The organism is Pseudomonas sp. GM49 (genome assembly GCF_000282355.1).
In the GTDB taxonomy this organism is placed as follows: domain Bacteria; phylum Pseudomonadota; class Gammaproteobacteria; order Pseudomonadales; family Pseudomonadaceae; genus Aquipseudomonas.
Genome location: NZ_AKJL01000278.1, coordinates 1 through 16120, shown reverse-complemented (window position 1 = coordinate 16120; position 16120 = coordinate 1). Strand labels below are relative to the sequence as shown.

The window sequence follows — 16120 nt, the reverse complement described above, 5'->3', positions numbered from 1 at the left end:
GACCCGCCCCTTGTAGGAGCGAGCTCGCTCGCGATGAACCTGAGAGCGCCACGGGGTGCCAGGTTTCCAGCGTCATCGTTGACGACCATCGCGAGCAAGCTCGCTCCTACAGACAGCGGTGGAGCCCACTAACAATAATCAAAACGGAGAACTAGCCCATGCTGCGTTCAGCTGTCGCGCAACAAGACCCTGTGTCCGGCCCGGTCGTGCCAATGGTCAAGAGTCAGCTATTTGAGCAGGTGCTGGATGAGGTTCGCCAACGCCGCGAAGAATTCGACGCCGGCTCCCACGTGCCTCGGGACATGATCGAGCGCTTCAAGCAGTTGGGCATCTATCGCGCCGCCACGCCGAAATGCTACGGCGGCGACGCCCTGGCGCCGGCGCTGTTCCTGCACATGATCGAACGCATCTCCGAAGCCGACGGCTCGGCGGGCTGGGTCGCCAGCTTCGGCAGCGCCGGTGTCTATCTGGCGGCCTTGCCGCCGGAAACCCTGGCTGAAATCTACGCCGAAAGCCCTGACCTGGTGTTCGCCGGCGGGTTGTTCCCGCTGCAGCCAGCCGAAGCGGTGGAAGGCGGCTGGCAGGTCAACGGCACCTGGAAGTTCGCCAGCGGCAGCAAAGGCGCGGACCTGCTGGGTGTCGGTATCGGTGCAAGTACGGCGGGCGGCAAACCGCGCACGGCGGTATTCCCGGCCAGCCAGGTCGAGATTGTCGAGAACTGGGATGTGGTCGGCCTCAAGGGCACCGGCAGCCATGACCTGCGCGTCACCGACAAATTCGTCGAGGACCGCTGGACCTTCATCCGTGGCGGTGCCGCAACCATCGACGAACCGCTGTTCCGCTACCCGTCGATCGCCTACGCCGCGCAAGTGCTGGCCGTGGTCAACCTCGGCCTGGCCCGTGCAGCGCTGGACGAAATCAGCCGCATGGCCGGCGCCGGCGGCATTACCGGTGCACCGAAAATGGCCGACCGCGCTTACGTGCGCATTGAGATCGCCAAGGCCGAAGCCAAGCTGATGGCCGCGCGAGGGTTCTTCTACAACGCCACCGAACAGGTGTGGAACTCGATCCTGGCCGGCAACCCGGTCACGCCGGAGCAGACCAGCCTGTTGCGCCTGTCGGCGATCCATGTCTCCCAGGCGGGGGCCGAGGTGGTGCAGAGCGCCTACAGCCTGGCCGGGACCACCGCCATTTACCTGCGTCATCCGCTGCAACGCTACCTGCGCGACTCGATGGTGGTGACCCAGCACGCCTTCCTCAGCGAAGGGCTGTACGACGGCGCCGGCTCGGTGTTCCTCGGTGTGCCGCCGTTCCCGGGCTACATCTGATTTTTCATTACTTTTTTCAAGGATCAACACCATGTCCCAAGCTACCCAGGAACCGTTGCGCGTCGTCTTCTGCATCGGCATCACCCAGAACTTTTTCGACCTGCCCACCGGCGAAGGCTTGAGCGTGTGGAAGGGCTTCAGCCAGATGATGGGCTCCCTCGGCGCCATGCCCGGCATCACCGTGCTTGGTGCCATGGACGACGACCGCTTGATGGTCGGCCCGTCCACCACCTCGCCCTGGACCGTGTACATCATGGCCGACGTCGACTGCCACCAGTCGGTGATCGACGCCTGCAACCTGTTCCGCACCACGCCGGTCGGCGAGTACAGCCTGTGGCGCTACGCCAGGGTCGAAGCGCGCATCGGTCGCCCGCTGACCATCCCTGACGCGGCCAGGGTGTAAGCCATGAATGAGGCCTTGCTGCAGCGTCTTCAGACGCTCGAAGGGGAAAGCGCGGTGCGCCGCCTGATGGCGCGCTACATGGACCTGTGCGATGTGCCGAGGGCGCTTACCCATGTCAGCGAATTGGCTGAGCTGTTCTGCATCGATGCGACCTGGGAAGGCGTCGGCAGCCAGACCGCGCAGACCTTCGGCCAGCACCGTGGGCGTGATGCCGTGGCAGCTTTTGTCGGCAGCTATTTGCCGCCGTCCGAGCACTTTTGCCTGAACCTGCATTACCTCACCAGCGAGTCGATCAGCGTCGACGGCAGCACGGCGCAAGGGCAGTGGATCATGCAGCAGATTTCCACCTACGCCGATGGCCGCAGCGAGCTGTTCGGCACGCGCCTGAACATCGATTTCCGCTGCGTCGACGGCACCTGGCTGATCGCCCATTTCCGCACGCAACGGCTGTTCAACACGGAGCTCTTCACCTTGGGAGCGGGCACATGAGTACTTTCATCAGCGAATTCCTCCTCGGTGGCAACGGCAAGCGCGTCGCCATCAAGGACTCCATCGACATCGCCGGCCACCCGACCCGCTCGGGCAGTCGTGCCTTCGCCGATGCACCCGCTGCAACGAAAAACGCCGAAGTGGTCGACGCGATCCTCGACGCCGGCTGGCAGATCGTCGGCAAGACCAACCTGCATGAACTGGCCTTCGGCGTCACCGGCATCAATGACTGGACCGGCACACCGGTGAACCCGCAGGCGCCGGACCGGGTGCCGGGCGGTTCCTCCAGCGGCTCGGCCTCGGCTGTCGCCGCCGGCCTGGCAGACATCGCCATCGGCACCGACACCGGAGGTTCGGTGCGGGTGCCGGCGGCGTGCTGCGGTATCGCCGGGCTCAAGCCGACCTATGGCCGTGTCAGCCGTATCGGTGCGCATCCGCTGGAGTCCAGCCTCGATTGCGTCGGGCCGTTCGCCAGGTCCATGGACGATCTGATCGCCGCCATGCAGGTGATTTGCCCAGGCTTTGAGGTGCAGGGATTGCCCGCAGACGGCGCGAAAGTCGGCTTCCTCGACGTGGCCTGTGACGCGCACCTGCAAGCCAGTCTCGGTGCCGCTGCCGACCGCGCCGGATGGCGTCGCAGCCACCTGCGCCTGAGCGAATTCGAAGCGGCGTTCGCCGCCGGCCTGACCGTGATCAATTTTGAAAACTGGGCGGCGTTCGGCCACCTGACCGGCAAGGGCCTGATCGGCGCCGACGTCGAGACACGCCTGTTGGCGGCCAGCCGTACTACTCGTGAAGAGCTCGCAGAGGCAGAGGCCGTGCGCAGGCGCTTCACGCAACAGGTCGATGCGGCGCTGGAAGAGTTCGCCGTGCTGTTGCTGCCGACCCTGCCAAGCCTGCCGCCGACCCTCAGCGAAGCCCGCGCCGGCAGCAAGGCGGTGGCCGGCATGACCCCGTTGGTGCGGCCTTTCAACCTCAGCGGCCACCCGGCGCTGACGGTGCCGGTGGAACTCGATTGCGGCGGATTGAAAGTCGGCCTGCAAATCGTCGGCCGCAAAGGTCAGGACGAGCTGGTCTGCGCCTTTGGTGCGCAACTTCAAGCCTCTACAACCCAAATCTGAAAAGAAGCCATGAGGAGAACCGCATGAGCACTCATGAATACCGGCTGATCGCCACGTCGAAAAGCCCCGAAGACCTGGTCAGTCACGACCGCGTCGACGTCTCGCTGTACAACGACCCGGCGCTGTTCGAAGCCGAGCTGGAAAAGATTTTCTACCGCACCTGGGTGTGGGTGGCCCACGAAAGCGAGGTGCGTAACAGCGGCGACTTCAAGACCGCCACCATCGGCCGTCGCCCGGTGATCGTCGTGCGCGACAAGAAGAACACCATCAACGTGCTGGAAAACCGTTGCCGGCACCGTGGCGCCACCGTGTGCGAGAAGCACAAGGGCAACGCCACCGGTTTCACCTGCCCGTACCACAGCTGGTCCTATGGCCTGGACGGCAAGTTGCGGGCGCTGCCGTATCCGGACGGTTACGAAGGCATCCTGGAAAAGTCCGAACTGCCGCTGACCAGCCTGCGCGTCGAAAGCTACGCCGGCATGGTCTTCGCCAGCTACAACGACGAGATCGAACCGCTGGAAGACTTCCTTGGCGGCGCCAAACACTGGATGGACCTGTTCATGAAGCAGGGCGCCGGCTACCCGATCAAGACCCAGGGTGAACACAAGTTCAGCTTCAAGGGCAACTGGAAGATCCAGCTGGAAAACACCACCGACGGTTATCACTTCCCGATCGTGCACAAGTCGTTCATGTCGTCGGTGGATGAAGAAACTTCGGAAATGCTCTCGTTCATGACCGACGAACAAGCCGTGACCCACTCCCTGGGCAACGGCCACAGCGTGATGGTGATGGTGCCGGAGCACGTCGACCTGGATCACGACGACGGCACCGAACAGTTGCAGGAGCGCTTCGCCCACGTCACTGACGAACTGTCGAAAACCCTGCCGGCCGATCAGGTGCGTCGCATCGTGCGTTCGCTGCACGGCGCCGGTTTCAACCTGAATCTGTTCCCCAACGTGGCGATGTCGATGTCGTTCTTCCGCGTGCTGCGTCCGGTGTCGGTCACCGAAACCGAGATCCGTCACGTGGCTCTCGGCATGGACGGCGGCCCGGAAATCGCCAACCGCGAACGCATGCGCATCCACGAACACTTCCAGGGCCCGTTCGGTTTCGGCAGCCCTGACGATGCCGAAGCCTGGGACCGCGTACAGCGCGGCTCGTATGCCGGCGTCGACGCGCCGATCCTGGTCAACCGCGGCCTGAACCGCGAAATCACCGCTGAAAACGGCGACAAGGTCAGCCACGCCACCGACGAAGGCGGCATGCGCGGTGCCTACGACATGTGGAAAAGGATGATGAGCCAATGAGCAATCACGACACCCTGAACGGTTTTGCAGGTCCCCTGGCCCAGGCCATCGAATTCATCTGGCGCGAAGCCGAACTGCTCGACCACAAGAACTACGCCGAATGGGCGACCCTGTGGAGCGACAGCGGCAAGTACATCGTGCCGATCGACCCGGACACCGAAGATTTCGAAGCGGCCCTCAACTACGCCTACGACGATGCGCGCATGCGTGCCCTGCGCATCGAGCGCCTGAGCGCCGGCTTCTCGCCGTCGGCGGTGGACGCGGCGAAAACCATTCGCACCGTCTCGCGTTTCCGTCTGGTGGAAGCGGCCGGTGACATCGTCGAAGTGAATTCCGCGCAGTTGCTGTACGCCTACAAGCGCGGCGTGCACACGCCATTCGTGGCCGACCTGAACCACCGCATCCGCTTCACCGACGGCGTGCCGACCCTGGAACGCAAGGTGGTGCGCCTGATCAACTCCACCGACAGCCTGAGCGCGCTCGGCTTCCTTTTGTGAGGGCACCAACATGAGTCGAGTAGCCCTCGTAACGGGTGCCTCGCGCGGGCTTGGCGAGAGCATCGCCCGCCGTCTGCACGCGGCAGGTTATCGCGTCGCCCTGGCGGATGTGCGCCTCGACGGCGTGCAGCAACTGGCTTTACAACTCGATGGCAGCGGCGCCAGCGCCATGGCCATCGAGCTGGATGTGCGCAGCAAAGCCGACTTCCAGTGTGCTCGCGATCTGCTCACTGAGCAGTGGGGCGGCACCGATATTCTGGTGAACAACGCCGGCGTGTCGAAAGTCGCGGCGCTGATGGACATCACGCCAGAAGAGTTCGACGAGTCGATGGCGATCAACCTGCGCGGCACCTTCGTGGCTTGCCAGGTGTTCGGCGCGCACTTTGCCGAGCGTGGCTTCGGGCGCATCGTCAACATCGCGTCGCTTGCCGGGCAGAACGGCGGCACCGCCACCGGCGCGCACTACGCGGCGGCCAAGGGCGGCGTGGCGACCCTGACCAAGGTTTTCGCCCGTGAACTGGCGCCGCAAGGGGTGACGGTCAACAGCATCTCGCCGGGTCCTCTGGACTTGCCGGTGGTGCGCGAAACCGTGGCGCCGGAGCGTCTGGAGCAGATCCTGAAAATGATCCCGGCCGGCACCCTCGGCGACCCGTCGTACATCGCCGACAGTGTGTTGCTGTTGATCGCCGACAACGCCGCCTCCGTAACGGGCGCGTGCTGGGACATCAACGGCGGCTTGTTCATGCGCTGACTTCATGGCCGGAAAATGATCCTTGTAGGAGCGAGCTTGCTCGCGATGGTGTGTCAGTCGACACCGATGTAACTGAAAGTCCATCGCGAGCAAGCTCGCTCCTACAAGGTCTGGACCTGGCCGTAGTGTTAAACCCAACCAAGTGTATTCAGGTGATGCAATGATGAAGGTGAAGATCGAAAGGATCGTCGACGAAGCGCTGGATATCCGCTCCTTTCGCCTCGTGCGCAGTGACGGCCAGCCGCTCGACACCTATGAACCGGGTGCCCACGTCGACCTGACCGGGCCGACCGGGGTGACCCGCCAGTATTCGCTGTGCAGCCCGCCGCAGGATCGCCGTGCGTACCTGGTGGCGGTGAAGAAAGAAGCGCAGTCGCGCGGCGGTTCGCTGGCGTTGCACGAGCAGGTCGAGGAGGGCATGGAGCTGGAAATGGGCGCGCCGCGCAACCTGTTCCGTCTCGATGAAAGTGCCTGTGAACACCTGTTGTTCGCCGCCGGTATCGGTGTCACGCCGCTACTGAGCATGGCCTACAAACTGGCGGAAAGTGGCCAGCCGTATCGCCTGCATTATTTCGCCCGTTCGGCGCAGTACGCCGCGTTTACCGAGCTGTTGGCGACGAATTTTGCTGAATCTGTGGAATTTCACTACGGTGTGGAACCCGCGGATCTCGACGCAGCGTTGAGTGAATGCCTGGAGCGTGCCGGCAGCGCCGCCCACGTCTACACCTGCGGCCCGGCACCCTTCATGAACACAGTGGTGGAAGTGGCTTCGCGCAGTCGCCCGGATGAGGCCATTCACCTCGAACACTTCGCGGCGGACCCGGCGGCCAACAGCGCCCCGACCGGCACGTTCGAAGTGGAACTGGCCAGTTCCGGCGTGGTGCTGCACGTGCCGGCCGACGCCAGTCTGGTCGACGTGCTGCAGGCCCACGGTTGCGACATCGACACCGAATGCCGCGAAGGCATTTGCGGCACCTGCATCGTCGAGGTGCTGGACGGTGTACCGGAGCACCGCGACAACTGCCTGTCGAACAAGGAAAAGGCGTCCAACAAGCAGATCTGCGCCTGTGTGTCACGGGCGCTTTCCGCTCGTCTGGTATTGGACATTTAAGCCTCGGGAAGGCTGGAAAGCATGCGCCGGAGCCTGTTGAATGGGCTCCCGGCGGCCGTCGAGGGAGGCGATGGCCAGAGAAACAACGGTTTTGACGAATCGCTCGATGAAGCGGTCGAAAAATAACAACAAAAACGTGAGGCTTTGCGGACATGATTACAGCATCGACGGTGCGCAACGAGGCGTTCGAAAGTTGGTTGAGCCAGGTGAACCAGGCCTGTGGGCGTTTCGACGCGCGGGCGCTGGACACTGATTTCTACGGCGAACTGGCGGAATTCCGCAGCGGTGCGATCAACCTCAGTGTGGTCGACATGGCGCACGTGCATTTGTATCGCACCAGCAAGGACGTCAGCACCAGCAGCGACGGCCACTACTACGCAGTGTTCCAGATGCGTGGCAGTTCACAGCTGGAGCAGGACGACAACCGCGCGCAACTGGGTTGTGGCGACATCGCGCTGATCGACGCCAGCCGTCCGAGCGACATGACCTACCACGACGATTGCCGACAGCTGTCGCTGATTCTTCCGCGTCAGGTCGTGGAACGTGGTTCACACTTCAATGCCGTCAACTGCGCTACGCGCATCGCGGCCAGCAACCCCCTGGCGGCGATGGCCAACAGGCTGGTGCTGGAGACTCGCCAGCAGGAAGGGCTGGACATGCAGGAAAGCGAGGCCGTGCTCGATGCCCTGGCCAGTTTGTTGTTGCCGGGTATCAGTGCCCGTGACAGCGCTGCCGATCCCCATGAGCGGCAGTTCCGCAAGATCATCGCCTTCATCGACGCACATCTGAGCGACGAGGAACTGTGCCCCGAGTTGATCGCCCGTGAAGTCGGGATTTCCGTGCGCGGCCTGTACCGGATGTTCTCCAAGCGCGGGCTGGTGGTGGCGCAGTACATCAAGCATCGTCGCCTGGACTTCTGCGCCGAAAACCTGCGCCGCGCCGATGTCGAGCAGAAGCTGTCGGCGCTGTGTTATGCGTGGGGCTTCTCGGATTCGAGCTACTTCTCGTCGGCCTTCAAATCGCGCTTCGGCGTGTCACCGGGTGCTTATCGCAAGCGCTATAGCCACACCTGACACCCACCATCAATGTTGAATGTACTGGCCTCATCGCGGGCAAGCCCGCTCCCACAGTGGATCTGCGGTGAACACAAGATCTGTGTACGGCCGGGATCGAAAAATGTGGGAGCGAGCTTGCTCGCGATGAGGCCCGACGGCGAATACAAAATGCTCAATGCCGCACCGGCTCATCCACCGGCAAATGCAGCACCTCGCGCACCAGCATGGCGATGCTGGTCACGCCCATCTTTTCCTTGATCTTGGTGCGGTGCACGTCAACGGTCTTCACGCTGATGTTCAGCTCCCGCGCGATCACCTTGCTGGCCTTGCCATCGATCACCAGCATCAACACTTCCCGTTCACGGCTGGTCAGCAACGCCAGTTTGCCCTGCAGGTTCTGACGCTGTTGCTGATCGGCCTGGGCGTGTACGGCGGTCTTCAGCGCGGCCTGGATGCGGTCGATCATCTGTTGCGGGTTGTAGGGTTTCTCGACGAAGTCCAGCGCGCCGTTCTTCATCGCCGTGACCGACATCGGAATGTCACCATGGGCCGAGACGAAGATGGTCGGCAAGGTACTGCCACGCTGGTTGAGAATTTCCTGCAACTGGAAACCGCTGGTCTCCGGCATGCGCACGTCGAGCACCAGGCAGGCGGGCTGACTGGGGTCGTACTGGCTGAGGAACTCTTCGGCGCCGGCAAAGCACTGCGCCTGCACGCTGACCGACTCCAGCAACCAGGCCAGCGAAGTGCGCAGGTCCTTGTCGTCGTCAACGATATAAACAATCGGTTTGCGAGTTTCCATCGGGGGCTGCCACGAAAGTGTTCTAATTATTGTTTTCGCACGCGAACGCGCGGCACGCATCGGCTCGTCTTTCTGGAGCCAGTAAGCAGAATACCCACTGTGGCCGGCCCTTGCGATAAAGAAACCACCTAGTCGACTAGCGGAAACCCAACCCCGCCATGGGGATCGTCAGAATGGTTGTGCCGCGCCCGCAGCCTTAGTCTTGTTCCATCACCTACGGGCCGCAAGATGGCGGTCCTCCTGAAGGAAGGGGCATCGACATGGCCGACCTGAGCCAGCAGCAAATCGACTTTCGCAACGCCATGGCGCAGCTGCCTGCGGCGGTGAACATCATCACCACCAACGGCCCCGGCGGGCGCTGCGGCATCACCGCCAGCGCCGTGTGCTCGGTGACCGACTCGCCGCCCACCGTACTGGTGTGCGTCAACCGCAACAGCGCCACCCACGACGTGTTCCGCACCAACGGCCACCTGTGCGTCAACGTGCTGTGTGGCGAGCAGGAAGAACTGGCCCGGCACTTCGCCGGCATGACCCAGGTGCCGATGGCCGAGCGCTTCGCCTGGGACCTGTGGGACGACGGCGCGGCCGACGTGCCGGTGCTGCGCGATGCCCTGGTGCAGTTGGAAGGGCGCATCAGCGAGTGCAAGGAAGTGGGATCGCACTCGGTGATGTTTGTGGAGCTGACGAAGGTTGGCGTGCGCGAACCGCGCGACAGCCTGGTGTATTTCAACCGGTTGTTTCATCGCCTTGAGCATGCCGGGGCGCATTGCTGATAGACCGCGTTATCGTTCAATCGCGAGCAAGCTCGATCCCACAGTGGATTTGAGTCGAACACAGATGTTGCGTTCGCTGAAAGTCCCTGTGGGAGCGAGCTCGCTCGCGATGGCGGTGCCAGTTTGGAATGCTTGTTTAACGGCTGTAGGAGTAACTTCCTGCAAGCTACAAGACCTTGCGGCATTGCCTACAGCTACGCCAGAATCCGCCGGCTTGTGCGCCTTGAGGTCCATCGGTAACTTGATTCGCGTCACTGATTTCCAGTGATCGGGTTTAGCAGCCCGTGGTATTTGAAGGTCGTACGAGTATCCGTCAGGCAGGTATTCCATTCCTGCATTTGATGGCAGCTGTGCGCAGGGCGCCCTCGGGCGCGCCGGCTTTCTTCATTTCCCCGGTCTGCTAACCTGCGTACAGCCGCCACCCCTCGTTTAGCAGCGACGGCGTGGCTGCATCACAACGGAAATGAAAGTCATGTTCAAGGTTACGCCTGATCCACCAGACAACGATTCATGCCCAAACCCGGCTCTGCACATCATGGCCACCCCGCACAAACCCTCCTCGATGTTCACCATCAACCCGCAAATCGACACCGAAACCCTGCTGGCCCACGCCTGCGAATCGCTGGCCTCGGCGAGTGTCATGGCCAATGACCTGGCAGGCTTCCTGGAAGGCACGCACCGCAACACCCTGCTGGGCATCGCGCAAGTGATCATGCTGGGGGAGTTGGCGGTGAATCGGGCGCTGGACAGGCTGGATTCACCGGAATCTGCCTAACGCCGCTGACCCTGTGGGAGCGGGCTTGCCCGCGAAGGCGGAGTATCAGTCGGCAAGGATGTTGGCTGTGCTGGCCTCTTCGCGGGCAAGCCCGCTCCCACAGTGGATTTTTGGCGTACTCACTTCTTGTGTTCACTGAAGATCCCTGTGGGAGCGGGCTTGCCCGCGATAGCGGTGGATCAGACCTGCAAATATTCCCGAGCCAACAAACAAGCCCGCTCAATCAGCATCGGCGCCATTTCAATCGCTGTCGGCGTGCCCTGGCGGGTGTGAATCCAGCCCAGGTACGTGGTGCCACGCAGCATCAGGAACAGCGCCAGGGTCTTGCGATCCGCCTCGGTCAGCGGCTTGACCGCGTGGTAGCCGTCGAGCAGCGCGGCCTTGATCTGCTCGTAGCGCGGGTCATCCAGGCAGAAGTACAGCGCGGTAGCCAACTCGAACATGTGCCAGCCAAACCCGGCATCGTCGAAGTCGATCAGGCGCAAGCGCGGGCCTTCGATCAGCAGGTTCTCGGGCACCAGGTCGGCGTGGATCATGCCGAAGTTGCCCAGGTGCCGACCGTACTCACGCAAGTCCTTGCGCGCCGTGCGCTTGGCCTGTTGCAGCAGGTCCCGCTGCTCATCGCTGAGTTGTTCCAGCTCCCAGAAGCGCCCCCAGAACGGGTTGGCGCCGATCAGGCCTTCTTCATCCCAGGCATGCCGGACAAACTCGTCCGGCTGCTGCCAGTGCGCCGAATGCAAGTGAATGCGCGCGGCAATCGCGCCGGCCTCACGGAACAGAAAGTCGATTTCGGTATCGGCCTGCACACCGTTCTCCGAGGTGCCGGCGGTGGCGCCCGGCAGCCAGGCGAGCATGTCGATGTGGCGCGGCTCGCCGATGGCTTGATGGGTGACTTCGATCAGGTGGCTTTGATTCTGCGCACGGATGATTTGCGGCACGGTGATGCCGGCGCCGGCCAGTGCCTCCATCCATTGCAGCTCGGAGCGCAGCGCGGCTTCGCAGTGATAGCCATTGCGGTGGATGCGCAAGGCGACCCGCTGACCATCGTGGCGGTGGGCGGAGAACACCGCGTTCTCGCGAAACTTCACCAGTTCGATGTCGGCGAACTCGCCGTCCCACTGTTGCAGGGCATGGCGCGCCAGTTCGTGCAGGCGGGCCACTTGCTGGTCGTGTGGCAGGGTGTGGAATTCAGTCATGGCAGGGCCTCAAATCGCGCTCAGGGCGTGGTCCAGGGTGTCGACAAACAGGTCGGCGTGATCGCGGCCGAACACCAGCGGCGGCCGTAGCTTCAGAATGTTGTCGCCGGCGCCGATCTTGCTGATCAGCACGCCGTTCTCGCGCATGTCGTTGACCACCTTGCGTGCTTCCAACCCGGCCGGTTCCTTGCTGGCGTGGTCGCGTACCAGTTCCATGGCGAAGAACAGGCCCTTGCCGCGCACGTCGCCGATGATCGAGTGCCTTGCGGCCAGCGCTTGCAGGCGTTGTTGCACGTAAGCGCCGACGTCTTGCGCGTTTTTCAGCAGTTGCTGTTGCGCGATCACGTCCAGCACCGCCATGCCGACCGCTGCCGCCACGGGCGAGCCACCGAAGGTGTTGAAGTACATCGCATGGCGCCCGAAGGATTCGACCAGGGCCTTGTGGGTGATCAAGCCGGCCAGTGGATAGCCGTTACCCATGGGTTTGCCGAGGGTGACGATGTCCGGCACTACGCCGTGGGCCTGATGCCCCCACAGGTGGTCACCGGTACGGCCGAAGCCGGACTGCACTTCGTCGGCGATGAACAAACCGCCGGCGGCGCGGATCAACGCAGCGGCCTTGTTGACGAAGCTGGCCGGCACCCGTGGCAGGCCTTCGTTGGCGAACAGGGTGTCGATCAGCAACGCGGCCGGGCGAATGCCCTGGGCCTGCATCGAGGCAATCGCGGCGGCGATGTTGGCCGCGTATTGCTCGGCCAGTTGCGCCTCGGTGGTGCCGGCCGGTGCCCGGTACAGGCACGGAATCGGCACGGCGCGGGCATGGGCGGCAAAGGGTTCCGGCGAGGGCAGGGCGGTGGTGACTTGCGCCAGCGACGCCGAGTTGCCGTGGTAGTTGTAGTCACTGACGATGATGCCGGTGCCGCCACTGGCAAAGCGTGCCAGACGCAGCGCCAGTTCATTGGCCTCGCTGCCGGTGCAGGTGAACATCGCGGTGTCCAGCGACTCGCCGAACGTCGCGGTCAGGCGTTCGGCGTAGCGCACCACTTGCTCGTCGAGGTAGCGGGTGTGGATGTTCAGCGTGGTGGCCTGGCGGTGCATGGCCTCGGTCACGTGAGGGTTGCAGTGACCGACGCAGGGCACGTTGTTGTAGACGTCGAGGTAGCGACGACCGTCGACGTCGAACAACCAGACGCCTTCGCCACGCACCAGGTGCAAGGGCTTGTCGTAGAACAGCGGCGAGGCGCTGCCCAGTACGCGATGGCGGCGTTGCAGCAGAGTGTCTTCAGGCATGGTCCGGAACCTCGAGGGCGGTGGTGCGACGATTGCGCAGCAGGTAGTTGAAAATACACAGGCTGAAGGTCACGGCGAGGGCGATCAGCATCAGCAGGTCGAGCTGGAAGCAGGCGGCGATCACCACCAGCGTCAGGGCCAGGCCCAGCCAGGCAACCAGTTTGCCGCCGAACAAGGTGAAGGGCCGTGGCAGGTCAGGCTGGCTGGTTTTGATGCGCAGGTACGCGGCGAAGATGAACAGGTAGCCAACGTTGAGCAGCAGCACGACCGCGAGCATCACCGTGGCCGGGTCCACTTCGGACAGCGGCAGGCCGATGGCGCCGATCAGCAACAGCGCCGGCCAGGGCGTGCCGCGTTTGCCGGTCTTGCCCAGCCATTGCGGGAACAGGCCGTCGCGGGCCATGGCGAACAACTGCCGGGACGCGGCGAACATCAGTGAAAAGAAGGTAGCGATCAGGCCGAACACCGCGCCGCAGCCAATCACCTTGGCTAGCCACGAGCCGTCACCGAAGGCGCTGCTGCTGGACATCGCGGCGTACAGCGGATCACCTGCCGAACCGACCAGCTCGACGCCACCGGCACCGGGTGCGCAGACCAGCACCACCAGCGCCGTCACCAGCAAGGTGCCGATCGCCGCCAGAATGCCCCGCGGCATGGTACGACCGGGGTTGTGCGCTTCTTCGGCTGCCGAACCGGTTTGCTCGACAGTGATGAACAACCAGATCGCGAACGGTACGCAGGCGAAGATGCCGCCGAGGCTCACGGGGGTGGTGACGTTGGCGGGCAGTTTCAGCAAGTTAGCCAGTTCGACATGGGGCGCCATGGCCACACCAAAGGTGAGCAGGGCGACCACGGCGATGACGCCGGCGATAAAGGTCAGGCCCATGGCCTCACCGACGCCGCGCATGTGGATGCCGATGATCACCGCGAACAGGGCGATCTTCACCGGCCAGCCACCGAGGCCGAAAATCGATTCGGTATAGGCGCAAATGAACGTCGCTGCCGCCCCGGTGCCGATGGTCAGCGCCAAGGCACAGGCGACGCCGACCAGATAACCCACGAACGGCCCGAACGCACTTTGCGCATACACGAACACGCCGCCAGCGCTGGGCAACGCCGTGGACAGTTCCGCCACGCACAAGGCCAGGCCGCCACAGAGCAGCGCCATCAGCAACGTGGCGATCAGCATGTTCAGCCAGCCACCGGCCGCCAGCCCGAAGTTCCAGCCGGAAAACTGCCCGGCCACCACCAACGCAATTCCGAGGCCGGCAATCTTTGGCCAGCCCAGCGCACTTTTCTTGAGCACAGAAATCTCCCGCGACCCGAAGGCCGATTTATTGTTTTAGTGAGAAATGGAGGGGTTCAGCGTTGCATTGCAGGGCACTTTGGAGCGGGTTGTGCCCCAGAGGTCGGCTTCGATACTACGCCGGGGGTGTGGCGGGGCAGGTGTGCGTGTGTGCCATGTCGTTGGTTGTGGGTGCCAGTTTTGGGTGGGACTTTTGCGCTCCGTATGCGGGGTAAGACAAGGCTGTCAGTCCGATCTGATTTTTCTGGTGCTGCGGCTATACCTGTCCATGTCTGTGTACTGTGCCGGTTCTGTGTATCCGGAATTCAGGGCAGAAAAAGTATGGAGATGTCTTCAAAGCGAACCATTACGGACATAGGGCTCAAACAAGCCCTTTTGCTGGCTGATCTAACAGAACCCGCAGTACCCGATCACGCCATTAGGTTATTGCTGAAGGAGGTTCTTCAGGGGCTGGCGAACCAGGGCTGGCCACAAGCGCAAGTGCAGACGGGCCCGAGGATTGTCTCCGCTGAAGAAAACTACGGATTGCTTGGTTATGACCCATCTGAGATTACGCTTGGGAGTGCACACACTCGATGGGTTGACGAGGGGGCTCTCTTACGGACGCAAACCACTAGCCAAATTCCGTCTGCGCTTCAGCGAGCGGCCAAGCTACGTCAGCCAGGACAGTCAATATTATTGGCGGCGCCTGGTATCACTTTTCGGCGCGACAGCCGGGACCGTTGGCATTGTGCGGAGCCACATCAGATGGATATCTGGGTGCTCGGTGATCCTGATTTGTCGACGCATGAGAATCTGCTTTGCCTGGTCGGCGATATCCTCAATTCTGCCGTGCCTGATATGCCTTGGATCTACAGTGATAGTCCGCATCACTACACTGAGGGCGGGATCGAAGTAAATCTGTTGAATGACGGTGTCCCGGTAGAGGTTCTGGAGTGCGGTCGAATTGCCAAATCGTTGTTGGAGCGACTGAAGATCGATCCTTTGCGTCATGGAGGACTGGCGCTGGGAATGGGGTTGGATCGCCTGACAATGCTGCGAAAAGGTATCCCTGATATTCGTTTGCTGCGCGATCAGAACGAACGAGTACAGGCACAGATGCACGATCTGAATCCGTGGAGTGCCGTCTCTCGGTTGCCTTCGATTACGCGTGATATTTCGTTGGCGGTAACGCCGGGGCTAAGCGAGGAGGTGTTGACTGAAAGGATGTTGCAGGCAGCTGGTGATTGTTCAGACTGGATCGAGGAAATGCAAATCAAAGGGCGTTGGGCGTTCACGGAACTGCCTTCGCAGGCCATCGATCGCCTCGGATTACTACCGGGTCAGGAGAATGTGCTGCTCCGGGTTGTACTGCGTGATTGTTCGAGATCAATCACCACTGCTGAGGCGAATGCCCTGTATTCGAACATTCAAGTGGCGCTGCATGAAGGAGCGCCGGGTGCGGGTTACAGGATGGATCTTCCCAATGTTTAGTTAGTCGACATTGATGTTGGATGTGCTGGCCTCTTCGCGAGCAAGCCCGCTCCCACAAGGATCTCTGGTGAACACAAGATTTGTGTATGGCAGAGATTCAAATGTGGGAGCGAGCTTGCTCGCGATGGCGGAGTGTCAGTCAACGATGATGTTGGATGTGCTGGCCTCATCGCGGGCAAGCCCGCTCCCACAAGGATCTCTGGTGGACTCAAGATTTATGTATGGCAGAGATTCAAATGTGGGAGCGGGCTTGCCCGCGATGGCGGAGTGTCAGTCAACGATGATGTTGGATGTGCTGGCCTCATCGCGAGCAAGTCGGAGCGCCGCACCGCCGCTCCCACAGAGTTCTGTGGTGAGTGCAAAATTTGCGTACACCATAAATCAATGTGGGAGCGGGCTTGCCCGCGATGGCGGAGTGTCAGTCAACGATGATGTTGGATGTG

General features: G+C 62.3%; 16 protein-coding genes. 12 read left to right on the top strand and 4 right to left on the bottom strand.

The window, feature by feature from the left end:
* Positions 1-158 precede the first annotated feature (158 nt).
* The 9 genes from PMI29_RS04975 (at position 159) to feaR (ending at position 8080) form a co-directional block, all read left to right on the top strand.
* The gene (locus PMI29_RS04975; RefSeq protein WP_008002592.1) at positions 159-1328 is read left to right on the top strand and encodes an acyl-CoA dehydrogenase family protein; all 1170 of its coding nucleotides are present in this window, start codon (positions 159-161) and stop codon (positions 1326-1328) included.
* A 31-nt stretch (positions 1329-1359) separates the two neighbouring features.
* Positions 1360-1731, top strand: coding sequence for a hypothetical protein (locus PMI29_RS04980; RefSeq protein WP_008002590.1), 372 nt, complete (start codon positions 1360-1362; stop codon positions 1729-1731).
* 3 nt (positions 1732-1734) lie between these two features.
* Positions 1735-2220: a nuclear transport factor 2 family protein gene (locus tag PMI29_RS04985; RefSeq protein ID WP_008002588.1), complete on the top strand. Its 486-nt coding sequence runs from the start codon at positions 1735-1737 to the stop codon at positions 2218-2220.
* The gene (locus tag PMI29_RS04990; RefSeq protein WP_008002586.1) at positions 2217-3341 is read left to right on the top strand and encodes an amidase; all 1125 of its coding nucleotides are present in this window, start codon (positions 2217-2219) and stop codon (positions 3339-3341) included. The genes PMI29_RS04985 and PMI29_RS04990 overlap by 4 nt, the downstream gene beginning before the upstream one ends.
* A gap of 23 nt (positions 3342-3364) precedes the next feature.
* Entirely contained in the window at positions 3365-4648 is a 1284-nt protein-coding gene (locus tag PMI29_RS04995) for an aromatic ring-hydroxylating oxygenase subunit alpha (protein WP_008002584.1), read from the top strand.
* Positions 4645-5145, top strand: coding sequence for an aromatic-ring-hydroxylating dioxygenase subunit beta (locus PMI29_RS05000; protein ID WP_008002582.1), 501 nt, complete (start codon positions 4645-4647; stop codon positions 5143-5145). Before PMI29_RS04995 ends, PMI29_RS05000 begins: the two co-directional genes overlap by 4 nt.
* A gap of 10 nt (positions 5146-5155) precedes the next feature.
* On the top strand, positions 5156-5896 hold the full coding sequence (locus tag PMI29_RS05005; RefSeq protein WP_008002579.1) for an SDR family NAD(P)-dependent oxidoreductase: 741 nt from the start codon (positions 5156-5158) through the stop codon (positions 5894-5896).
* A 160-nt stretch (positions 5897-6056) separates the two neighbouring features.
* Positions 6057-7007: a PDR/VanB family oxidoreductase gene (locus PMI29_RS05010; protein ID WP_008002577.1), complete on the top strand. Its 951-nt coding sequence runs from the start codon at positions 6057-6059 to the stop codon at positions 7005-7007.
* A gap of 152 nt (positions 7008-7159) precedes the next feature.
* Complete coding sequence (gene feaR / locus PMI29_RS05015) at positions 7160-8080, top strand: transcriptional regulator FeaR (protein WP_008002573.1); 921 nt, start codon at positions 7160-7162, stop codon at positions 8078-8080.
* Positions 8081-8234: 154 nt separating this feature from the next.
* Here feaR and PMI29_RS05020 read toward each other — a convergent pair whose 3' ends face one another.
* Positions 8235-8864, bottom strand: coding sequence for a response regulator transcription factor (locus PMI29_RS05020; protein ID WP_008002571.1), 630 nt, complete (start codon positions 8862-8864; stop codon positions 8235-8237).
* 260 nt (positions 8865-9124) lie between these two features.
* Here PMI29_RS05020 and hpaC point away from each other — a divergent pair, with 260 nt between their 5' ends.
* Both hpaC and PMI29_RS05030 read left to right on the top strand, forming a co-directional pair.
* Complete coding sequence (hpaC, locus tag PMI29_RS05025) at positions 9125-9637, top strand: 4-hydroxyphenylacetate 3-monooxygenase, reductase component (protein WP_008002569.1); 513 nt, start codon at positions 9125-9127, stop codon at positions 9635-9637.
* 472 nt (positions 9638-10109) lie between these two features.
* Positions 10110-10412 (top strand): DUF6124 family protein, encoded by a 303-nt coding sequence (locus PMI29_RS05030; RefSeq protein ID WP_008002567.1) that lies wholly within the window; start codon positions 10110-10112, stop codon positions 10410-10412.
* Between the two features lie 179 nt (positions 10413-10591).
* Here the strand turns inward: PMI29_RS05030 and PMI29_RS05035 are convergent, their stop codons facing one another.
* The 3 genes from PMI29_RS05035 to PMI29_RS05045 are packed head-to-tail and all read right to left on the bottom strand — an operon-like array spanning position 10592 to position 14204.
* A complete protein-coding gene (locus tag PMI29_RS05035; protein ID WP_008002565.1) occupies positions 10592-11608 on the bottom strand; it encodes a phosphotransferase enzyme family protein in 1017 nt (338 codons plus the stop codon).
* 9 nt (positions 11609-11617) lie between these two features.
* The gene (locus tag PMI29_RS05040; protein ID WP_008002563.1) at positions 11618-12898 is read right to left on the bottom strand and encodes an aspartate aminotransferase family protein; all 1281 of its coding nucleotides are present in this window, start codon (positions 12896-12898) and stop codon (positions 11618-11620) included.
* Positions 12891-14204 (bottom strand): amino acid permease, encoded by a 1314-nt coding sequence (locus PMI29_RS05045; protein ID WP_008002561.1) that lies wholly within the window; start codon positions 14202-14204, stop codon positions 12891-12893. The genes PMI29_RS05040 and PMI29_RS05045 overlap by 8 nt, the downstream gene beginning before the upstream one ends.
* Positions 14205-14408: 204 nt before the next feature.
* Between PMI29_RS05045 and srmL the strand changes: the two genes are divergently transcribed.
* On the top strand, positions 14409-15677 hold the full coding sequence (gene srmL / locus PMI29_RS0130425) for a PheS-related mystery ligase SrmL (protein ID WP_443216466.1): 1269 nt from the start codon (positions 14409-14411) through the stop codon (positions 15675-15677).
* The last annotated feature ends 443 nt before the right edge of the window (positions 15678-16120 follow it).